General features: G+C 64.7%; 24 protein-coding genes. 11 read left to right on the top strand and 13 right to left on the bottom strand.

The window, feature by feature from the left end:
• Positions 1-15 precede the first annotated feature (15 nt).
• The 3 genes from AC5Y5W_RS11140 to AC5Y5W_RS11150 all read right to left on the bottom strand — a co-directional run bounded on the left by AC5Y5W_RS11140 (position 16) and on the right by AC5Y5W_RS11150 (position 2,428).
• Positions 16-798 carry a class I SAM-dependent methyltransferase gene (locus tag AC5Y5W_RS11140; RefSeq protein WP_500022307.1) on the bottom strand — a complete coding sequence of 261 codons (783 nt, stop codon included), beginning with the start codon at positions 796-798 and terminating at the stop codon, positions 16-18.
• Positions 799-908: 110 nt separating this feature from the next.
• Positions 909-1,925 carry an NAD-dependent epimerase/dehydratase family protein gene (locus tag AC5Y5W_RS11145; protein WP_500022286.1) on the bottom strand — a complete coding sequence of 339 codons (1,017 nt, stop codon included), beginning with the start codon at positions 1,923-1,925 and terminating at the stop codon, positions 909-911.
• Positions 1,922-2,428, bottom strand: a complete 507-nt coding sequence (locus AC5Y5W_RS11150) for a nuclear transport factor 2 family protein (protein WP_500022287.1) — start codon at positions 2,426-2,428, stop codon at positions 1,922-1,924. Before AC5Y5W_RS11150 ends, AC5Y5W_RS11145 begins: the two co-directional genes overlap by 4 nt.
• Positions 2,429-2,496: 68 nt before the next feature.
• On the opposite strand from AC5Y5W_RS11150, the gene msrA reads away from it, so the two are divergent.
• Complete coding sequence (gene msrA, locus AC5Y5W_RS11155) at positions 2,497-3,009, top strand: peptide-methionine (S)-S-oxide reductase MsrA (protein ID WP_500009450.1); 513 nt, start codon at positions 2,497-2,499, stop codon at positions 3,007-3,009.
• Between the two features lie 13 nt (positions 3,010-3,022).
• On the opposite strand, the gene AC5Y5W_RS11160 is transcribed toward msrA, so the two are convergent.
• Both AC5Y5W_RS11160 and AC5Y5W_RS11165 read right to left on the bottom strand, forming a co-directional pair.
• Complete coding sequence (locus AC5Y5W_RS11160; protein WP_500022288.1) at positions 3,023-3,484, bottom strand: PaaI family thioesterase; 462 nt, start codon at positions 3,482-3,484, stop codon at positions 3,023-3,025.
• 15 nt (positions 3,485-3,499) lie between these two features.
• Positions 3,500-4,834: a cytochrome P450 gene (locus AC5Y5W_RS11165; protein WP_500022289.1), complete on the bottom strand. Its 1,335-nt coding sequence runs from the start codon at positions 4,832-4,834 to the stop codon at positions 3,500-3,502.
• 112 nt (positions 4,835-4,946) lie between these two features.
• Between AC5Y5W_RS11165 and AC5Y5W_RS11170 the strand changes: the two genes are divergently transcribed.
• Together AC5Y5W_RS11170 and AC5Y5W_RS11175 are read left to right on the top strand one after the other, a co-directional pair.
• Positions 4,947-5,555, top strand: a complete 609-nt coding sequence (locus AC5Y5W_RS11170) for a TetR/AcrR family transcriptional regulator (RefSeq protein ID WP_500022290.1) — start codon at positions 4,947-4,949, stop codon at positions 5,553-5,555.
• A gap of 68 nt (positions 5,556-5,623) precedes the next feature.
• On the top strand, positions 5,624-5,836 hold the full coding sequence (locus AC5Y5W_RS11175; RefSeq protein ID WP_065014754.1) for a TOBE domain-containing protein: 213 nt from the start codon (positions 5,624-5,626) through the stop codon (positions 5,834-5,836).
• A gap of 12 nt (positions 5,837-5,848) precedes the next feature.
• Here the strand turns inward: AC5Y5W_RS11175 and AC5Y5W_RS11180 are convergent, their stop codons facing one another.
• From AC5Y5W_RS11180 to AC5Y5W_RS11190, 3 genes are all read right to left on the bottom strand, one after another.
• Positions 5,849-6,727: an alpha/beta fold hydrolase gene (locus AC5Y5W_RS11180; protein ID WP_500022291.1), complete on the bottom strand. Its 879-nt coding sequence runs from the start codon at positions 6,725-6,727 to the stop codon at positions 5,849-5,851.
• Between the two features lie 82 nt (positions 6,728-6,809).
• Complete coding sequence (locus AC5Y5W_RS11185) at positions 6,810-7,910, bottom strand: fatty acid desaturase family protein (protein WP_500022292.1); 1,101 nt, start codon at positions 7,908-7,910, stop codon at positions 6,810-6,812.
• A gap of 15 nt (positions 7,911-7,925) precedes the next feature.
• On the bottom strand, positions 7,926-8,990 hold the full coding sequence (locus AC5Y5W_RS11190; RefSeq protein ID WP_500022293.1) for a ferredoxin reductase: 1,065 nt from the start codon (positions 8,988-8,990) through the stop codon (positions 7,926-7,928).
• 69 nt (positions 8,991-9,059) lie between these two features.
• On the opposite strand from AC5Y5W_RS11190, the gene AC5Y5W_RS11195 reads away from it, so the two are divergent.
• Genes AC5Y5W_RS11195 through AC5Y5W_RS11205 form a run of 3 tightly spaced genes read left to right on the top strand, consistent with a single transcriptional unit; the run spans position 9,060 to position 11,479 of the window.
• Positions 9,060-9,734, top strand: a complete 675-nt coding sequence (locus AC5Y5W_RS11195) for a TetR family transcriptional regulator (RefSeq protein WP_500022294.1) — start codon at positions 9,060-9,062, stop codon at positions 9,732-9,734.
• A 24-nt stretch (positions 9,735-9,758) separates the two neighbouring features.
• Positions 9,759-10,436, top strand: a complete 678-nt coding sequence (locus AC5Y5W_RS11200) for a DUF427 domain-containing protein (RefSeq protein ID WP_500022295.1) — start codon at positions 9,759-9,761, stop codon at positions 10,434-10,436.
• Positions 10,424-11,479, top strand: coding sequence for a glycoside hydrolase family 183 protein (locus AC5Y5W_RS11205; protein ID WP_500022296.1), 1,056 nt, complete (start codon positions 10,424-10,426; stop codon positions 11,477-11,479). Before AC5Y5W_RS11200 ends, AC5Y5W_RS11205 begins: the two co-directional genes overlap by 13 nt.
• Here AC5Y5W_RS11205 and AC5Y5W_RS11210 read toward each other — a convergent pair.
• Both AC5Y5W_RS11210 and AC5Y5W_RS11215 read right to left on the bottom strand, forming a co-directional pair.
• Positions 11,458-11,808 carry a hypothetical protein gene (locus AC5Y5W_RS11210; protein WP_500022297.1) on the bottom strand — a complete coding sequence of 117 codons (351 nt, stop codon included), beginning with the start codon at positions 11,806-11,808 and terminating at the stop codon, positions 11,458-11,460. The two genes, AC5Y5W_RS11205 and AC5Y5W_RS11210, sit on opposite strands and share 22 nt — an antisense overlap.
• 65 nt (positions 11,809-11,873) lie before the next feature.
• On the bottom strand, positions 11,874-12,488 hold the full coding sequence (locus tag AC5Y5W_RS11215; RefSeq protein ID WP_500022298.1) for a GNAT family N-acetyltransferase: 615 nt from the start codon (positions 12,486-12,488) through the stop codon (positions 11,874-11,876).
• A gap of 56 nt (positions 12,489-12,544) precedes the next feature.
• On the opposite strand from AC5Y5W_RS11215, the gene AC5Y5W_RS11220 reads away from it, so the two are divergent.
• Positions 12,545-13,021 (top strand): SRPBCC family protein, encoded by a 477-nt coding sequence (locus AC5Y5W_RS11220; RefSeq protein ID WP_500022299.1) that lies wholly within the window; start codon positions 12,545-12,547, stop codon positions 13,019-13,021.
• Positions 13,022-13,040: 19 nt separating this feature from the next.
• Positions 13,041-14,330, top strand: coding sequence for an acyl-CoA dehydrogenase family protein (locus AC5Y5W_RS11225; RefSeq protein WP_500022300.1), 1,290 nt, complete (start codon positions 13,041-13,043; stop codon positions 14,328-14,330).
• Positions 14,331-14,341: 11 nt separating this feature from the next.
• Here the strand turns inward: AC5Y5W_RS11225 and AC5Y5W_RS11230 are convergent, their stop codons facing one another.
• Both AC5Y5W_RS11230 and AC5Y5W_RS11235 read right to left on the bottom strand, forming a co-directional pair.
• Positions 14,342-15,244: an alpha/beta fold hydrolase gene (locus AC5Y5W_RS11230; RefSeq protein ID WP_500022301.1), complete on the bottom strand. Its 903-nt coding sequence runs from the start codon at positions 15,242-15,244 to the stop codon at positions 14,342-14,344.
• Between the two features lie 9 nt (positions 15,245-15,253).
• Positions 15,254-15,709 (bottom strand): MaoC family dehydratase, encoded by a 456-nt coding sequence (locus tag AC5Y5W_RS11235; RefSeq protein WP_500022302.1) that lies wholly within the window; start codon positions 15,707-15,709, stop codon positions 15,254-15,256.
• 124 nt (positions 15,710-15,833) lie between these two features.
• Between AC5Y5W_RS11235 and AC5Y5W_RS11240 the strand changes: the two genes are divergently transcribed.
• From AC5Y5W_RS11240 to ag85C, 3 genes are all read left to right on the top strand, one after another.
• Positions 15,834-16,007 carry a hypothetical protein gene (locus tag AC5Y5W_RS11240; RefSeq protein ID WP_500022303.1) on the top strand — a complete coding sequence of 58 codons (174 nt, stop codon included), beginning with the start codon at positions 15,834-15,836 and terminating at the stop codon, positions 16,005-16,007.
• Positions 15,952-16,500, top strand: coding sequence for a metallophosphoesterase family protein (locus AC5Y5W_RS11245; RefSeq protein ID WP_500022304.1), 549 nt, complete (start codon positions 15,952-15,954; stop codon positions 16,498-16,500). Before AC5Y5W_RS11240 ends, AC5Y5W_RS11245 begins: the two co-directional genes overlap by 56 nt.
• 230 nt (positions 16,501-16,730) lie before the next feature.
• Entirely contained in the window at positions 16,731-17,723 is a 993-nt protein-coding gene (ag85C, locus tag AC5Y5W_RS11250; RefSeq protein ID WP_499891023.1) for a diacylglycerol acyltransferase/mycolyltransferase Ag85C, read from the top strand.
• Between the two features lie 63 nt (positions 17,724-17,786).
• Here the strand turns inward: ag85C and AC5Y5W_RS11255 are convergent, their stop codons facing one another.
• A complete protein-coding gene (locus tag AC5Y5W_RS11255) occupies positions 17,787-18,644 on the bottom strand; it encodes an LLM class flavin-dependent oxidoreductase (protein ID WP_500022305.1) in 858 nt (285 codons plus the stop codon).

Raw genomic sequence — 18,644 nt, forward strand, 5'->3', positions numbered from 1 at the left:
AAGATTCCCCCGCCCTCAGGCGCTTCCGAATGCGTACCGGTGATACTGCGCCATGTTCGCAACCGCCGGAATCACTGCCATGGCTTTGCCCATCAACTGGGATGAGCGCGGCAGCTGTGCGAACGTGAACGACTCAAACCACCGCTGCCGGGCCACCAGCCGTACCCCGGGGACGGCGTCGAGGATGTCGCCGGGACCGTTGATTGCCCAGGACAGGGTCGATCCCGAGCGGCGCACGACGGTATTGAGCACCTGCGACTTGATACCGAGCCAGTTGAACCCGTCGAACTGCAGCTCGCCGCGGCCGAACCGCTCGACCACCCGACGCAGCAACGCGATGCCGTCGTGCTCGGTCAGATACATGGTCAGGCCTTCGCCGATCATCAGGGTGGGCCGGTCGTCGGGAATGCCCGCCAACCAGGCCGGATCGGTGACCGAGGCGGCGACGACGTGATAGTGGTCGCCGGCTGGGTAGAGCTGGGTGCGTAGCCGGGCCACATCGGGATAGTCGATGTCATACCAGTCGACCTCGGGACCGGGCCGCACCCGCCAGAACCGACTGTCCAGGCCGCAGCCGACGTGCAGCACCACCGCCTGTCGATGTGCGTCCAGAAATTGACGTGTCCAGTTGTCGAAATGTGCGGAGCGCGTCGTCACCGACGGGGCCCGGCGGGCGGTGATCGTGGTCTTTGTCCAGTCGTAGTCGATGCGTTCGACGACGGCCTTGGCGTAGCGATCCCCCAGGATCGGATTGTCGAAGTCGGCGTCGAGCGCCTTGGCGTACAGGGTCGCCAGCATGGTCTGCGGGGCGCCGCTCAGGTCTGCGCGAACTTTTTCGGTGGTCACCCATCCGACGCTAGCCACGCACCGGGCGCTGTGGACGTTTTGAACAGCGGTCGGCGCGGTGTTCAGCCCGCAGTGGTGCTCTTGCCTCTGGCGTTTCGCAACTCCACCCAGAACCGGGCTGCTTCGCGGATGGATTCCTCGACTGGCCTTGGCTGCCAACCCAATTCGCGGACCGCCTTGCCGTGGTCGACGTCGGCTTCGGCGCGCATCATCCGCACCGACGCCAAGCTCAACTCGGCGTCTTTCCCGGTGAGCCGGGCTCTGAGGCTGCCCATTGCGCCCAGCGCGTAGAGCACGGGTACCGAGATCGAGCGCTGCGGCGGGGGCACACCGGCTTCGTCTGCGGCGATGCGCACGACTTCCTTCAACGCAATCATCCGTTCGGAGATCAGGTACCGCTGCCCATTGCGTCCGCGGTCGGCGGCCAGAATCAACGCCCTGGCGGCATCATCCACGCCGACAACTTCCAGTTGAATGCCGTTCATCAGGAACGGCAGCTTGCCGAACACCGCTCCTGCGATGAAGGCGCCATGCGGGGTGCGCCCCCAGTCACCGCTGCCGTATGTCGTCGAGACACACATCGCGACGGCGGGCAAGCCGGCCTCGGTTGCATATCGCAGCACCAAATCTTCGGCCTGGACCCGAGATTGGACATACGGGGTGAGTCCGCGACGATTGATCTGGTCCTCTTCGGTGGCCACGTGGCCGTGTCGGCGGCCGACCGTCGCATAGCTGCTGGTGAAGACGAACCGCCGCAAGTTGGCGTCCTTCGCGACGTCCAGCACGTTGCGCAGTCCCTCGACATTGGTGTGGAACAGTGGCGACGGGTCACGCAGCCAGGCACGTGTATCGACGACGCAGTAGTAGACGACGTCGCAGCCGTCCATCGCTTCGCGCAGCGTGGCGGTGTCGAAGACGTCGCCGTGGAAGCGGGTGACGGTCAGGTCGTCGATGGCGCGGGTGTTGGCCGTGGGTCGCACCATGGCCCGCACGTCGGCACCGTCGGCGACGAGTTGGCGGGTGACATGCGAGCCCAGGAATCCGTTGGCGCCGATGACCAGTTTCGGCGGTGCGTTCATGATTGTCCTCCGTACTGGTCCAGCCACCGGGCCGCGTCGTCGTCGAGCGTGCCGAGCGCCTGCGCTTTCTTGCACCACTTCAGCGCCGCCTGGGCGAAACGCAGGGGGTTGTAGATGTCTTCTTGGCGGCACCACTGGCCGTCTCCGGCGTAGGTGATGATCGAAATGTTCGTCGCGCTGATGATCGTGCCGTCACCGGGGTCGGCCATCGGGTTGTCCAACTCGCAGATGACCCGACCGGTGGGCTCGTCAATGACCGACCACAACGACGGGAAGGCGGTCATGTGGCTGCCCGGGAACGTCGTCATCGTCTTACGGATCCAGCCACGCACCTCGTCACGGCCTTTCATGGTTCCGGCCGCGTGCTCGATGTAGTCGACGTCGGGCGTGTAATGCTCCACCCAGGCGTCCCAGTCCTTCGTCTCGGCGGCACGCTTGACCGTCTGCTCGAACGTTTCGAAGGCGGCGGAGAGTTCGTCGCGAGTGAAGATGCGGGTTGTCACGCCAAAACTAGAACACGTTCTATTGATGTTTGTCGAGCGGTTCCTATGCTCGAGTCAGGAGGGCAATCATGACGACTACTAACCGAGCGATCCTGGCCGGCGGCTGCTTTTGGGGCATGCAGGATTTGATCCGCAAGCAACCCGGCGTGGTTTCGACCCGGGTGGGCTACACCGGCGGCCAAAACGCCAACGCCACCTACCGCAATCATCCCGGCCACGCCGAGGCCATCGAGATTGACTACGACCCGGCGCGCACGGACTATCGCACGCTGCTGGAGTTTTTCTTCCAGATCCATGACCCGACCACCAAGAACCGGCAGGGCAACGATGTCGGGACCAGCTACCGCTCGGCGATCTTCTACCTCGACGAGGAGCAGAAGCGGATTGCTGAGGAGACCATCGCCGACGTCGAGGCGTCGGGTCTCTGGCCGGGCAAGGTGGTAACCGAGGTCAGCCCGGCAGGGGATTTTTGGGAGGCCGAGCCGGAGCACCAGGACTACCTGGAACGCTTCCCGGGTGGATATACCTGCCACTTCCCCCGCGCCGACTGGAAGCTGCCGCGGCGCGCCAGCGTGGACTAGCTCGTCAGGGCCGCTATTTGCGGTGCGTCCGTAGCTGGTAGAGGCCGCGGGTGGTGGCGACGGTCTGACCGGCAGCGTCGGTCACGACCGCGTCGAGGGTGAAATCGGCCTTGCCGTGCTCGGCAGCTTCGGCTTCGACGCGGTCGATCGTTTCGTCGTCAAGCGTCGCTTCGGCCCGTACCGCGGTCTTGGCCATCGCGACAAAGTGGATCTCGATGCTCTTGACCAGCGGGAAGTACTTGGCGGTATCGAAGGTGCTCAGCGGGATGATTCCGCCGAGGACTTCGGCCACGGTGAACAGCACGCCGGCGTACATGACGCCGAAATGGTTCCCGTTGCCCTCGGCGGGGACGGTCGTGGCCGCGAAACCACGCCGGACATCGACAACCTGCACGCCCATTTTGTGCGCGATCGGAATGGTGGATGCCATCGCGTTATTCATCATGTCCACAACTTCGCCGGCGTCACTGGTCATGGCCGCACAGCCTAATCAGTGCTGACGGCGATGCACCACCACGCGTCCGCCGTTCTTCGGCGTAAAGGCAACGCCACGGGAGTGCCATGGTTCGCCCTGCGCGCTGGTAGTCGCAATCGTGAAGTGGCGCAACACTGTTCGCAGCACCACATCCATCTCCATGTTGGCGAACACGGCGCCCACGCAGCGGCGCGCGCCACCGCCGAATGGAATCCACGCGAAGCTGGACGGCTTGCTGTCGATGAAACGTTGCGGGTCGAAGCGCCCCGGGTCTGGGAAGACGTCAGCGTCGGCGTGCAGCTGCGCGATACTGACCAAAATCGACGAACCACGCGGAATGACCCACTCGCCCAGCTCGTACGCCGGCGCGTAGACATGTCGGCCGGCCAGATCGATGACCGTCCGGTTGCGCTGCACTTCGAGGATCGTCGCCTGACGCAGTTCGTTGTCGTCGCTCTCGGCCTCTGTCACCAACGCTGTCAGCACATCGGGATGCCGACTCAGTCGTTCGAATGCCCAGCCCAGCGTCGAGGCGGTGGTTTCGTGTCCGGCAGACAGGAGGGTCAGCAACTCGTCGCCGATATCACTGCGCGACATGGCTGAACCGTCTTCGTAGGTGCTGCGCAACATCAACGCCAGCACGTCGGTCCGATCCTCGAAGTTCGGGTCGGCGCGCTCGTCGGCGATCAGCTTGTCGATGACGTCCTCGTATTGGCGCCGATATTCCGCCAGCCGCCCCCACGGGCTGTAGCGCCCGTAGGTCCGAGAGGGTTGGGGCAGTGTCGCCAATCGCGAGCCCAAGGTGATCCACGGCGGGAAGATGCGCCGCAACGTGTCGAGCTCGGCGCCCTCGGCGCCGAAAACCGCGCGCAGGATGGCGTTGAGCGTGATGCGCATCATCGAGGGCAGCGTGGGGAACGACGTGCCCTCCGGCCAGCCGGCCGTTTCGCGCAGCGTCTCTTCTTCGATGATCGTCTCGTAGTTCTTGATGCTCTTGCCGTGAAACGGCGGGGCCAGTAGTCGGCGTCGCAGGCGGTGGCCATCACCGTCGAGGGCAAACACCGAACCCGGTCCGAAGAACCGGCTCAGGTTGGGCTGAATATTGCCGAGATCGTCCGGATTGGTGGTGAAGACCTGCTTGGCCAGCTGTGGCTCGGCCACCACCACGGTTCGGCCGTACACCGGGACGTTCAGCGTGAAGATGTCGCCGTACCGACGCCCCATCTGCTGGATGGTCCGTCGCCGTGAGATGACAAAAGCTGTGCCCTGCAAACCTTTTGGTATATGTGGCCCCGGCGGGAGTTTGACCGCCCGCTCCTCGGCGGTCACTTCGGTCTGCGCGGAGCTCATAACAGGTGCACTCCCAACATCGGCGTGGTACCCGGGGGTACCGCGGTGTACTTCGGTACGGTACCGTGTGGTACCAACGGCTGGCAAGGGTTCATCGAGAGGAGGTGCGGTCGTGACAGCAGTGGTCCACGACGCGGCGAGTCTTGAGATCGACCCGTTTCGGCGTCGGCTACTCGACGGCCTTGCCGCCTCGATCGGCGAGCGCGGCTACCGCGCCACCACCGTTGCCGACATCGTCCGGCATGCCCGCACGTCGAAACGCACCTTCTATGACCAATTCCTCAGTAAAGAACAGTGTTTCCTCGAACTGTTGGAAGCCGACAACAAGAAGCTCGGCGACGATATCCGGGCGGCCGTTGATTCGGAAGCCGACTGGGGCGACCAGATCCGGCAGGCGGTCGAGGCCTACGTCAGCCACATCGAGTCGCGGCCGGCGCTCACGTTGAGTTGGATTCGGGAGTTTCCATCGCTTGGCACGGTCGCCCGGCCGGTCCAACGGCGCGGTCTGGAGCTGTTGAGCACTCTGCTGGTCGACCTCAGTGGCAGTGCCGGATTCCGCCGCTTCGATCTGGCACCGCTGACACCGTCGATGGCGGTAATCCTGTTGGGCGGCCTGCGCGAACTGACCGCGCTTGCCGTCGAAGACGGCACGGATGTGCGCGAGATCGTTGCGCCCGCAGTGGACGCGTCGGTGGCACTGCTGGGTGCTCGCCGCCGCTGAAACGCTAACGCCGGCCGATGCGCCCGCTTAGGCTTCCTCGGAGATCACCGATGAATGGGAGGCCTGCGATGCGGCTATCAACCAGAAATCAGCTCACCGGGACGATCGACGATGTCGACCTCGGCAGCGTGATGGCGACCGTGAAAGTTCGACTCGATGGCGGCGACCAGGTCGTCACCTCCTCGATTACCAAAGACGCCGCGGTCAATCTCGGCCTCAAGGCCGGTCAGCCGGCGACGGTGTTCATCAAGGCGACCGAGGTGACGATCGGCGTCGATTGAGCAGTACGCGGCTCAAAGTTTGAGGAATTTGCGCAGCCGGTCCAACACCAGATCGGGGCGCTCCTCGACGATCCAGTGGCCGACTCCGTCGACCAACTCGACCTCGAAATCGCTTGCGCGGTCGGCGTAGCCGCGAAGCAACTCCGGCGTAAGCACCGGGTCGCCGGTGCCGTGCAGCCAGCGGATCGGGACGTCGACGCGGGTGTCGTCGAATTCGCCCCGCAGCCACCGCAGCATTTCGCTGGTCTGGAATGTGCGATACCACCGCGATCCCGCAACCGCATGCCCCGGTTCCTGCATGCATTCGACGTACATGCGGACATCGTCCTTGGGCACTGCGGATCCGCCCCACCCGAGCATTGTCCGGAGGTAGCGCCCCTTCGCACTGCCGAGCACCCGCGGACCGATGAGTGGCAGCGCGATCGGGATCTGGTACCAGAATCGCCACACGTCCACAATTGTCGTGAGATCGCGAGTCACCCAGGGCGCCGAGGTGTTGAGGCCGAAGAACCCGGACACCTTCGTCGGATGGTTCAGCATCATGATGAACGCGACCGGCCCACCCCAGTCGTGGGCGACCAGCCTGACCGGCCCGACGCCCAGCCGATCCAGCACGGCCGCCAGGTCGTCGGCCATTTCACTTTTGTAGTAGCGCGAACGCGGCGCCGAACTCCAGCCCGCCCCGCGCAGATCCGGACACAACACCCGGTAACCGTCGGCGGCCAACGGCCCGATCATCGCGTGCCACTCCCACCAGTTCTGCGGAAAGCCGTGGACCAGCATCACCGGCGGCCCGTCAGCCGGGCCGGCCTCGGCGACGTGGATGGTGACGCCGTCAGCCAAGTCGACAAACCTGTGCTCAACGCCGTCGAGTGCGGGCATACTCACCATGGCTTGGCAGCGTATCAGGCGTCGAGATTGCGCGTAGGGTCGTGATTTCGCGAAAACCACAACCCTGAGCGCAATTTCGGCGTTAGGCGGCGACGGCCTCTGGGGCAGCCTCAACGTCGTGCTTCTTCGGCGGCACAGCCAATCTGACGATCTTGCGCACCACGGTGGCGAACTGCCGCGGCAGTGACCCTGCGTTGTACGGGATGCCGTAGCGCTGGCAGATCTCCCGCACCTGCGGCGCGATCTCCGCGTAGCGCCGCGCCGGCATGTCCGGGAACAGATGGTGCTCGATCTGATGCGACAGGTTGCCGGACAACAGGTGGAAGAGCTTGCCGCCGGTGAGGTTTGCCGAGCCGAGGACCTGCCGGAAATACCACATGCCGCGAGACTCGTTCTGCGTCTCCTCGATGGAGAATTCTTGCGTGCCGTCCGGGAAATGACCGCAGAAGATGATCATGTAGGACCACACGTTGCGGATCAGGTTGGCCGACAGGTTGCCCGCGAACACGAATGGAGCGAAGGGCCCGGCCAACAGCGGGAAGGCCACGTAGTCCTTCAACATCTGGCGGCGTGTTTTGCGCCAAATGCCCTGCAGGATCTCACGTTTGTCGGCCAAACTGATCTCGCCGGCGCGGATGCGCTCGGTCTCCAGTTCGTGTAGCGCGACGCCGTACTGGAACAGCACCATCAGCAGGAATGCGTAGAGCGGATTGCCGAGGAAGTACGGCCGCCAGGGCTGGTCTTCGCTCATCCGTAAGATGCCGTAGCCGATGTCGCGATCCATGTCCACGATGTTCGTGTAGGTGTGGTGCATGTAGTTGTGCGAGTGACGCCACTGGTCGGCGGGGCAAGCGGTGTCCCATTCGAAGGCCCGCCCCGAGATCGCGGGATCGCGCATCCAGTCGTATTGACCGTGCATCACGTTGTGGCCGATTTCCATGTTGTCGAGGATTTTCGACACCGCAAGCATCGCGGTACCGGCCAGCCAGGCCGGCGGCAGGATGCCGGCGAACAGCAGCGCGCGTCCGCCGACCTCAAGCGCGCGCTGCGCTTTGATGACCCGGCGGATGTAGTCGGCGTCGCGTTGGCCGAGGTCGGCCATCACGCGCTCTTTGATTGCGTCGAGCTCGCGGCCAAATTCCTCGGCCTGCTCGGGGGTCAGGGTGATCTTGGGCTGTGACATGACTGCTCCTTATCGCTAGAGCGCTATATCGACGTCGCCGACCGGGACGGACACGCAGATTTGCACGTCCTCGTCGGGGGCGGTCGAGACGGCGCCAGTGGTCAGGTTGCGCACCACACCGCAGGCCTTGCGACGGGTGCACGTGTGGCAGATGCCCATCCGGCATCCGCTCTGCGGGGTGAGCCCGGCCGACTCGGCCTGCTCCAGCAGCGGGCGGCCGTCGTCGATGACATCAATTCCGCTGTCGGCGAACGAAACCCGGCCGCCTGATGGCTTCTCGGGCACCTCGATTGTGGGTGCCACGAAGCTCTCCGCGTGCACATTGCTGCAGTGTTCGCGCACTGCGGAGATCAATGCTGCTGGGCCGCAAACGAATACCGCGTCGGGCTCGGCCATGGCGGCCGCCAGGTGTTCCGGCCCGACCCGGCCATTCAGGTCGCCGCCACCCGACCGGGTGTAGCCGTGCAGTACCCGCACCCCGGGCATCGCGGCGAGCTCGTCGCGGTAGCAGGCCTCGGCAGGGGTACGTGCGTAATGGACGAACGCGATATCCCCGTCGTGCCCCTCGGCGATCAGGGTGCGCAGCATTGCCATCACGGGCGTGATGCCGCTGCCGCCGGAGACGAGCAGGATGCGCCGAGGCCGCGGTGTCGGCAGCACGAAGTCGCCGGCCACGCCGTCCAGGCCCACCACCATCCCGGGCCGGGCGTGCTTGTACAGGTAGGTGGAAACCACCCCGCCGTCGTGATGACCGATCGTCAGCTCGAGATGCGACGTGCCCTCGGCGTTGGCCGGTGAGTAGCAACGGACATGTCGGCGGCCGTTGACCTCGACGGCGACGTTGACGTACTGGCCAGCTCGGCGGGCGCCGCCAATAGTGTCGAACGCCGGGTTGGGCGCCAGGACGAGGGTGACGCTGCGCGGAGTGGTCCGCCGCACGTCGATGACCTTGGCGCGTGCCTCGCCCCGCGTCCAGGTCGGGGTCAGAATCTCGGTGTACCGGTCAACGCCGTGCGGACCGGCGAGCAGGTCGGCCAGGCCGGAACCTAGCATCCGCTTCGACAAAGTTTGAGTGAACATATGTACACCGTGCGACCGGATGCCGCAGGTCGTCAAGCATCTGAGCTGTATTGTGGTAGGGTTCACACGGTGAACGACCGTACGCCCAGTTCGCGGCCGCACCGGTCGGGCCGTGGACGTACCCGGGACAGTCCCTCCCGCGAGGAGCGCAAGGAGGCGACCCGGCGTGCCATCATCGCCTCGGCGCTCAAACTGCTCAGCGACCGCGGTTTCGGCAGCCTCAGCCTGCGTGAGGTGACCCGGGAGGCCGGGATCGTGCCGGCAGCGTTCTACCGTCATTTCGAGTCGATGGAAGCGCTGGGCCTGGTGCTGATCGACGAGTCGTTTCGAACCCTGCGCGACATGCTGCGCGGCGCCCGGGCCGGCAAACTCGACCCCAATCGGGTGATCGAGTCGTCGGTCGAGATCGTGATCGCCAGCATCACCGACAAGCGCGAGCACTGGCGGTTCATCTACCGGGAGCGCTCCAGCGGCGTCACCGTGTTGCGGTACGCGATCCGCACCGAACTTCGGCTGCTCACCTCGGAACTGGCCACCGACCTCGCCCGCTTCAACGGGCCGAACACGTGGAGCACCGAAGACCTCAATGTGCTGGCCACCTTGTTCGTCAACTCGATGATCGTGATCGCCGAGGCGATCGAGGACGCGCAGGGCGCCGAGGCCATTGACGAGATCCGCCGGACCGCGGTCAAGCAGTTGCGGATGATCGCCGTGGGGGTCGCGGGCTGGCGCAGCCACCCGTAGTCGAGCCGGGGTGATGATGGGTCAATGGCCATCAAGATGCGGGATCTGCTCGGCACTGCACTCGGGTCGCTGCGCTACGAACCCACCGATAAGCGGCTGCGGGTTTACCTCGCCGACGAGTTAGTCGCCGACACGCGGAATGGACGGTTGGTCTGGGAGCCAGGCCGGGTGGTCCCGACGTACGCAGTACCGGACTCCGATGTCTTGGCGAAGTTGGATCCTGCTACCGCAGTTCGAAGCGACGACCCCGATCTGGCCGGTTATCTCATCCTCGATTTCAGCGCCTTTGACTGGCACGAGGAGGACGAGCCCATCGTGGCTCACCCGCATGACCCCTTCAAACGGATCGACATCTTGTCCAGCACCCAACCTGTCCGGATCGAACACCACGGCCGGCTGCTGGCCGAATCGTCGCGAGCGCTGTTGCTGTTCGAGACGCTGCTGCCGATCCGGTACTACCTGCCGCGCGCAGACGTCGTCGTCGACCTCGAACCGACCGACACCGTCACCTATTGCGCATACAAAGGCCGCGCGTCGTACCTGTCTGTTCGTGACGGCTTGCGCGACCTGGCCTGGACGTACCCCGCGCCGCTGCGTGAGGCCGAACCGGTGCGAGACCGCATCGCCTTCTTCAACGAGAAGGTGGATGTCATCGTCGACGGTCAGCACCAAGAACGGCCGGTCACGCCGTGGTCGAGCTGAGCTCGCGTCGGCGCGCCGACGGCAAGCTGGCCGACCTCACTGGTCCGGGTCTCACCGACCGATGGGGGGTTACCTGTGCGGATCTGGGCGCATCGGTGCTCGCACCTAACGGCACGCTGGTGTCGGTGTTCGGAGATACCTTCTCCGGCAACAAGGTTGGCCTCGGCGATTGGCGATCACCGGTGGTCCTGATCGGCACCGGGGATGCTGCTCATCGGATCCGATACCACCGCGCCGGCGGCGACGATCCTGATTATGCCCGCCAGTTGTGGCACTACCGGCACCACGACGGTGCCGGACCACGCCGCGGCATCAGCACCGTGATCCCGTCGGATCTACTGCGGGTGGACGACGCCCTCTACCTGCACGCCATCGTCAACCGCGGTTTCGGCAATGTCGTGTGGACCGAGGTGTGGAGATCCGACGACAACGCAATTTCGTGGCGTCGCCTCGGTGCCCGATTCCCAGCCGACCTGCATCACGGTCACGCACAATGCTGGTCCTGGGACTACGATCCCGACGACGGCTGGGTGTATGTCGCCTCGACCGGGTTTCAGCGCGACAAAGGCATCATCGTGCGACGGGTCCGCCCGGACCACATCGGTATGCGGTCCAAATACGTCGCGTGGGGTTACCGCGCGGGGCGCTGGTCGTGGGGCAGCAGACCGACTCCGATCACCCCCGACGGCGAAACCTGGGGCGAGCTGTCGTTGCGACGGCTCGCGCCCGGCACATGGGTCCTCGGGGGCTTTCTGTCGTCGAAGTACGCGCTGGGCTACCGGGTGCTCAACTCTCCTACCGCGGTGAGGAATTCACCGCTGCAGCTACCGGTCGTCGGGGATGCCTGGGACTCCGAAGATCACAGTCGCAACCGCGTCGCGCAGTTGTACGGCGGATACGTCTTGCCCGGTTCCCGATTGGATGTCGCACGCGGCGTCGGGCTGGTGGTGTCGCAGTGGAATACCGCCCGCGGTTGGCCCTATCGGACAATGCAATTTCGGGTGACGCTGCAGGACACTGCTCACTCGTCGACGACGTCGTAGAGCGAGTCGCCGTCCTCCGGTGTGCCATCGATCTGGCTCCGGTGTGCGCGGTGCGGACCCCGGTCATCGGGGACGCCGTCGGCGGGCACATCGGGTTCCTCGGCGGCGAGTTTGGCGTCGAGGGATTCGCCCTCTTCCTCCTCGCGTTCGGTCATCCCGAACTTGTCGGCCTCGCTCCAGTGCTCCGGCGGGTCGACGACGATGTCGCCGTCGTCGTTGCGGACCTCGTCGGAGTCGGTCGATTCGCTCGGGTTCAGCGTGTCGCCCGGTCCGCCTTCTTCTGGGAAATCCGATGGGTCGACGAGGTCGCCGGCTTGGTCGGTAGGCATGGTCAACGGTTGCCCGTGGACTCCACGCTCTAAACGGGCTTCGGCAATTCAGCGGAGAGGCCCGGCTACTGCGGCGCCCGCCACATCGGCCACAGCGTCGGCCCGCCGTTGCTCAGCACTATCTCGCCGGTGACGGTGAAGCCGAAACGCTCGTAGTACGGCACGTTGTCGGGTTTGCTGGATTCCAGATACGCCGGACAGTGCTCGGCGTCGCAACGATCGAGCCGTGAACGCATCAGGCGCTGGCCGAACCCGCGCCCGCGGACCGTCGTGTCGCTTCCGATGGTGGCCAGATACCAGTGCGGATCTTCGGGGTGCTGGCGCTTCATCGAGTCCAGCAGTTCGGCGAGCCTGCGGCCAACCGTCAGCCGTAAACCGAAGCCCCGAACCAGCGACGGCAACATCGCGAGTTGCTCACCAAGCGAGTGCTTCCACCGGTTCGGCGGATCCCACAGCGCGGCCGCGCCGATATCGGGACCCTCACAAGCGACCTCGACTCCCCCGCCGGTGAGGTGATGGTGCCGGGTCATCGTGGCAAAAAACCCATGCAGCCGCGCTGCTCGCGATCTGTCGTCGGGCATGATCCACATCGCGACCGGATCGTCGTAGAAGGCGCGGCCCAGAGTCTGTGCCAGCGCGGGGATATCGGCTTTGGCTGCCGGGCGCGCCTGGATCGTCACCGCACCAGGTTAGCGGCGGGCCACCGGTTGGATGTACCGTCAGGACGGCAGCAATCATGACCATCACTCCCGTCGATACCGGACCCGATCAGGTCAGCCGCACCGTCGAGGTTCACGCCCCCGCGGCGGAATTGTTCGCGCTGGTTGCAGATCCGCGGCGGCATCAGGAGTTGGACGGCTCAGGAACCGTCGGTGCCGGTGTTGGCGGTCCTCGTCAGCTGGCGCCAGGCGCGCGATTTTCCACCACGATGCGGTTCTGGGGACTGCGCTACCGGCTCACCAGCACCGCGACCGCCGTCGAACGGGACCGCCTTGTCGAGTGGTCGCATCCGGCAGGGCATCACTGGCGGTGGGAGTTCGCCGCGATCTCGCCGACGATCACCCAGGTGACGGAGACGTTCGACTACCGCGACACCGGACCGGTGAAGGACCGGCTGCACTTCTATGAGCGAGCCGGCTTGGCCAAACGTAATGCCGCCGGTATCGAAGCGACCCTGGCCAAGCTGCGGGACCGCTACACCCGCCGCACCTGACTCTTCGGAAAGGCCGACGATGTGGGACTTTGAAACCGACCCGGAATATCAGCAAAAGCTGGACTGGGTCGAAGAATTCATGGTCGGCGAACTCGAGCCGCTCGATTTGGTCGCCCTCGATCCGTACGACAAGAAGAACCCCGAGACGATGGCAATCCTGCGGCCGCTGCAGCAGCAGGTGAAGGACCACGGACTGTGGGCCGCGCATTTGACACCCGAACTCGGCGGCCAGGGCTACGGGCAGGTCAAGCTCGCGCTACTCAACGAAATCCTCGGCCGGTCCCGCTGGGCGCCGACGGTGTTCGGCTCCCAGGCGCCGGATTCGGGCAACGCGGAAATCATCGCGCTGTTCGGCACCGAGCAGCAGAAGGCGCGCTATCTGCAGCCGCTGCTCGACGGCGACATCAGCTCCTGCTATTCGATGACCGAACCGCATGGCGGGTCCGACCCGGGGATGTTCGTCACCCGCGCCGAGCGTGATGGCGACTCCTGGGTGATCAACGGCGAAAAATGGTTCTCCAGCAACGCCAAACACGCCACGTTTTTCATCGTCATGGCGGTCACCAATCCCGACGCCCGCACCCGCGACAAGATGTCGCTGTTCATTGTGCCGGCCGAGACGCCCGGACTTAAGATCGTCCGCAACGTGGGTGTCGGCACCGATTCACACGGCAGCCATGGTTATGTCCGCTACACCGACGTCCGGGTGCCCGCCGACCATGTGCTCGGCGGCGAAGGGCAGGCGTTTGCGATTGCGCAGACCCGACTCGGCGGCGGCCGGGTTCATCATGCAATGCGCACGATCGCACTGGCCCGGCGTGCTTTCGACATGATGTGCGAGCGGGCGGTATCGCGCCAGACCCGGCTGGGCCGGCTGGGCGACTTGCAGATGACGCAGGAAAAGATTGCCGACAGTTGGATTCAGATCGAGCAGTTCCGGTTGCTGGTGCTGCGCACCGCCTGGTTGATCGACAAGCATCACGACTACCAAAAAGTGCGTCGTGACATTGCGGCGGTGAAAGTCGCGATGCCGCAGGTGTTGCACGACGTCGTGCAGCGCGCCATGCACCTGCACGGCGCGCTCGGCGTTTCCAACGAAATGCCGTTCGTCAAGATGATGCTGGCCGCGGAGTCATTGGGTATCGCCGACGGTGCCACCGAGCTGCACAAGATGACCGTTGCCCGCCGCACATTGCGCGAATACGAACCGGTGTCAACGCCTTTCCCGTCGCAGCATCTGCCCACTCGGCGCGCCGAGGCCGAAGCCCGGTTGGCCGAACGCCTGGAGCACGCGGTCGCCGAGTTCTGACATAACGGCGGTCAGCCGGTGGTGACCCGGTCGATATGGGCCAGAAAGTGGGTCAGCACGGCATCGGGCGCTTCGAGTTGCGGCCAGTGCCCGACGTCGTCGGCGAGCATCACCACGTCGGGGTGGGGTATCACCTCCGCGTAGCGGCGCGCCATGTGCGCGCCGGAGTTGGGGTCGACCGGCCCGTCGATCAACCGCATCGGAACCGCGGTCTGGCGCATCGCACGTACCCACCTGTTCCGATGCGTGTAGCGGTCGTTGATGAAGCGGCCGACCTTGTGCAGCACGCGGCGGCCGTCGTTGTAATCCAAGATCTGGTTGAACACGTCCATCATGTGCCGTGTCGGTTTGGTGTTCGGGCCGAACATCTCACGCAGCGTCGGTTCCAAGAGTCGACGAGACAGCGGGCTGTTTTGCACATGACTGAAGATGTCACCCAACGGAGTCCGGGACATCAGTTTCTGCGCCGCTCGCGGCGTGTAGGTCTCGACGAACATGCCGCCGTTGAGCCAGGTGATTGAGTCGATGCTCAACTCGCCATAGGCGGGCTGACCGAACTCGTGACGGGCCAGCAGTTCCTGGCCCACCGAGTCGCCGATGTCGTGCGCCATGATGTGCGCGTTGCCGATTCCCAGGCGGTCCAACAGCGCCTCGTGCATGTCGGCGTGGTCGTGCACTGTGTATTCGTAAGCGACGGGCTTTGCCGAGAAGCCCATGCCCATCATGTCCGGTGCAACGACTGTGAAACGTTGCGTCAATGTTGACCAGATCGGTTCCCAGTCAAAGGAGTTGAACGGATAACCGTGGATCAGCAGCAGTGGAGGTCCGCTGCCTTCCATGCGGTAGAAGATGTCAAAGCCGAGGTAGTCAAAATGCTGTCCGGCGGCTAGCCAGGATGCCAGTTCAGCGTCCATAGCCTGAGCCTACGAGATGTATCGAACGATGCTCTCAGCCACGCACGCCGGCTTTTCGGACCCCTCGATCTCGACGGTGGTCGACATTGTCGCCTGTACCGCACCCTTGCCAAGGTCCTCGACACCGACCAGCGTGCTTTGGGCACGAACCCTTGACCCGACCGGCACCGGTGCGGGGAACCGAACCTTGTTCAGGCCGTAGTTGACGGCGAGCTTGATGCCGTTGACCGTGTAAATCTGGTGTTGGAGCCGGGGCAGCAGAGCCAGCGTCATGAAGCCGTGGGCGATGGTTTTGCCGAACGGCCCACTGGCCGCTCGTTCCGGGTCGACGTGAATCCACTGATGGTCCCCGGTCGCGTCGGCGAACAGGTTGACGTCTTCTTGCGTGATGGTCACCCACTCGCTTTGCCCGATGCTTTGCCCCGTTGCGGCGGCGAGGTCGGCGACTGACTCGAAGGTGCGCATGCGGTGGTCTCCTCTGCTTGGCTGCCATTCAATACTGGCATCCCATGCTCTGGGTGTTTCGGTCGGATTCCGAGGCGGGTAGTCACGCTGTTGACTAGCGCTAGGGCAGTGGAAGGACGACGACATGGCCGAATCGAAGGGCCATAAGAACGAAACGGACGTGGAGCCTGAAGAGCACGAGGCTCGCTCACGCGCGGGCGACGACGAGGACGACGGCACGTATGTCGGGCGGACAGACCCCGATGACGCCCTCGACGTCGGCGAAACCGGAGCGGAGGCCCGCAGCGACGATAACTAAGCTACTGCTGCTCGCCGATACACATGTCCCAATGCGCGCCCGCGACCTGCCGGCACGGATATGGGAAGAGGTGAGAGCCGCCGACGTCGTCCTGCATGCCGGCGATTGGGTAGCAGTTGACCTGCTGGAAAAGCTGGAGTCGGCGGCCGCTCGCCTGGTGGGCTGCTGGGGAAACAACGACGGGCCGCCATTACGCGCGCGGCTGCCCGAACGTGCCGACGTGGTGCTCGGCGGCCTGCGGTTCACGGTGGTCCATGAGTCCGGTCCCACGGCCGGCCGGGAGGCGCGGATGTCGCGGATGTATCCGGACACCGACGTGCTGGTATTCGGCCACAGTCATATCCCGTGGGACACCACGACGAAAACCGGTCTGCGACTGTTGAATCCCGGTTCGCCGACGGATCGGCGCCGTCAACCGACATGCACATACATGACCGCCACCGCAAGCAACGGCGCCTTGACCGACGTGGTCTTGCACCCGGTGCACAAGTAACTCGGCGCGCCGTCTACCGAAAGACCTTGCCACCAGCTCGAATTGCGGCGGTCGTCAGCGCCGCTATGTAATCGTTATCTTCGAGTCCGCGCCGACGCTCAATCGTTAGTTAACCGCGACATCACACCCCGTGGCGACAAACCGGACACGCCGCATTGCTGTGTTTGACTGCGACGGACAGCTATTCGACCGCATATTGCGGCAGATAAAAGTTGGGATAGGTAGGAGCTATGAAGTTCGTTGAGAAGTTGCGTGACGCGGCAACACGTTTACCGCGTCGGCTGACGATCGCGGCCATCGGGGCAGCTCTGTTGCCCGGCCTGGTCGGCGCCGTCGGCGGCTCGGCGACCGCGGGGGCGTTCTCCAAGCCGGGCCTGCCGGTCGAGTACCTGCAGGTCCCCTCGCCGTCGATGGGCCGCAATATCAAGGTGCAATTCCAAGGCGGCGGACCGCACGCGGTCTACCTGCTCGACGGTTTGCGCGCCCAGGACGACTACAACGGCTGGGACATCAACACTCCGGCGTTCGAGGAGTACTACCAGTCAGGTCTTTCGGTGATCATGCCGGTTGGCGGAACGTCCAGCTTCTACACCGACTGGTACCAGCCGTCGCAGGGCAACGGTCAGAACTACACCTACAAATGGGAGACGTTCCTGACCCGCGAAATGCCGGCATGGCTGCAGGCCAACAAGGGTGTTTCACCGACTGGCAACGCGGCAGTCGGGTTGTCGATGTCGGGCGGTTCGGCGCTGATCCTGGCGGCCTACTACCCCCAGCAGTTCCCGTATGCAGCGTCGCTGTCGGGCTTCCTGAACCCGTCCGAGGGCTGGTGGCCGACGCTGATCGGGCTGGCGATGAGCGACTCGGGTGGGTACAGCGCCAACAGCATGTGGGGTCCGTCGAGCGATCCGGCCTGGAAACGCAACGACCCGATGGTCCAGATTCCGCGGTTGGTCGCCAACAACACCCGCGTGTGGGTCTACTGCGGTAACGGCACACCCAACGAGATGGGCGGCGACAGCATGCCGGCCAAGTTCCTGGAGAGCTTCACGCTGCGCACCAACGAAGCCTTCCGCGACAACTACACGGCCGCGGGCGGCAGAAACGGTGTGTTCAACTTCCCGACCAACGGAACACACGACTGGGGCTACTGGAACAGCCAACTGGTGGCCATGAAGCCCGACATCCAGGCGGTGTTGAACGGGGCACCAAACCCGGCCTGAGACAACCGCCTAACGATCGGCAGCAGCGCACCCCCGGCGCTGCTGCCGATCTATTTCTGGCGTTCACAGCACCGCGTCGGCCAGGTGCTCGAGCTGGTCGAGCGAGGCGACGCTCGGGTGAAACAGCAGCCTGTCGAAGCCGAGGTCGCGGTAGGCGCGCACGGTGCTCGCCGCGTCTTGCGCCGAGGTCAGCATGTCCGCAACGTTGCGCTCGGCATACTCGGGCACGAAGCCGTAGTAGCTGCGCAGATTGGCGTGCGCGGCTTCCACTGTCGCCGCGTCGCCGAATGCAAAATTCACACTGGCGTTCAGCCACGGCTTACCCGCGCGACCCGCCTCCTGCCAGGCATCGCGCACCTCGTCGGCGAATGACGACTGATTTGCATAGTCGCGGACAGCGCCCGCGGCCCAGCCATCCCCCACCGTCGCCACCCGCCGCAGAGTCGATGGTGACGCCCCGCCGAACAACACCGGAATCCGCACAGGCGCTGGGCACAGTGGTACGTCACCGGTGACCACGTCGGCGTGCCAGGCACGACGCATCAACTCGACGGTCCGGTCCAAAACTCGCCCGCGTTGATGGAAGTCCGCGCCGGTGGCGGTGTAGTCGTCGGTGCGACGGCCCACCCCTAGACCCAGCGTGAGCCGGTTCCCGGCAATGTCGGCCAAACTGGCCAGCTGCTTCGCCAACCATGCGGCGGGATACAGCGGGGCCAGTAGGACGTTGGTTACGAGGCCGATGTCGCGGGTAGCGCCGGCCGCAGCGGACAGGGCGACGATCGAGTCGAGGCTGGGATAAACCACGCGGTCGATGCTGGCCACGCTGGCGAATCCGCGTTGCTCGGCGCGGTGCGCCCATTCGGAGATCAACGAGCCGGGCACCGCCGCGACATGATTCGGCAAGCCGATTCCGATTTGCAT

This window comes from Mycobacterium sp. NGS51 (assembly GCF_059812525.1).

Excerpts from the sequence above, each read along its gene's own strand:
- AC5Y5W_RS11140 (WP_500022307.1), bottom strand. The coding sequence starts at position 798 with ATGCTGGCGACCCTGTACGCCAAGGCGCTCGACGCCGACTTCGACAAT.
- AC5Y5W_RS11145 (WP_500022286.1), bottom strand. The coding sequence starts at position 1,925 with ATGAACGCACCGCCGAAACTGGTCATCGGCGCCAACGGATTCCTGGGC.
- msrA (WP_500009450.1), top strand. The coding sequence starts at position 2,497 with ATGACGACTACTAACCGAGCGATCCTGGCCGGCGGCTGCTTTTGGGGC.
- AC5Y5W_RS11160 (WP_500022288.1), bottom strand. The coding sequence starts at position 3,484 with ATGACCAGTGACGCCGGCGAAGTTGTGGACATGATGAATAACGCGATG.
- AC5Y5W_RS11165 (WP_500022289.1), bottom strand. The coding sequence starts at position 4,834 with ATGAGCTCCGCGCAGACCGAAGTGACCGCCGAGGAGCGGGCGGTCAAA.
- AC5Y5W_RS11175 (WP_065014754.1), top strand. The coding sequence starts at position 5,624 with ATGCGGCTATCAACCAGAAATCAGCTCACCGGGACGATCGACGATGTC.
- AC5Y5W_RS11180 (WP_500022291.1), bottom strand. The coding sequence starts at position 6,727 with ATGGTGAGTATGCCCGCACTCGACGGCGTTGAGCACAGGTTTGTCGAC.
- AC5Y5W_RS11185 (WP_500022292.1), bottom strand. The coding sequence starts at position 7,910 with ATGTCACAGCCCAAGATCACCCTGACCCCCGAGCAGGCCGAGGAATTT.
- AC5Y5W_RS11190 (WP_500022293.1), bottom strand. The coding sequence starts at position 8,990 with ATGTTCACTCAAACTTTGTCGAAGCGGATGCTAGGTTCCGGCCTGGCC.
- AC5Y5W_RS11200 (WP_500022295.1), top strand. The coding sequence starts at position 9,759 with ATGGCCATCAAGATGCGGGATCTGCTCGGCACTGCACTCGGGTCGCTG.
- AC5Y5W_RS11210 (WP_500022297.1), bottom strand. The coding sequence starts at position 11,808 with ATGCCTACCGACCAAGCCGGCGACCTCGTCGACCCATCGGATTTCCCA.
- AC5Y5W_RS11220 (WP_500022299.1), top strand. The coding sequence starts at position 12,545 with ATGACCATCACTCCCGTCGATACCGGACCCGATCAGGTCAGCCGCACC.
- AC5Y5W_RS11225 (WP_500022300.1), top strand. The coding sequence starts at position 13,041 with ATGTGGGACTTTGAAACCGACCCGGAATATCAGCAAAAGCTGGACTGG.
- AC5Y5W_RS11230 (WP_500022301.1), bottom strand. The coding sequence starts at position 15,244 with ATGGACGCTGAACTGGCATCCTGGCTAGCCGCCGGACAGCATTTTGAC.
- AC5Y5W_RS11235 (WP_500022302.1), bottom strand. The coding sequence starts at position 15,709 with ATGCGCACCTTCGAGTCAGTCGCCGACCTCGCCGCCGCAACGGGGCAA.
- AC5Y5W_RS11240 (WP_500022303.1), top strand. The coding sequence starts at position 15,834 with ATGGCCGAATCGAAGGGCCATAAGAACGAAACGGACGTGGAGCCTGAA.
- AC5Y5W_RS11245 (WP_500022304.1), top strand. The coding sequence starts at position 15,952 with ATGACGCCCTCGACGTCGGCGAAACCGGAGCGGAGGCCCGCAGCGACG.
- ag85C (WP_499891023.1), top strand. The coding sequence starts at position 16,731 with ATGAAGTTCGTTGAGAAGTTGCGTGACGCGGCAACACGTTTACCGCGT.
- AC5Y5W_RS11255 (WP_500022305.1), bottom strand. The coding sequence starts at position 18,644 with ATGCAAATCGGAATCGGCTTGCCGAATCATGTCGCGGCGGTGCCCGGC.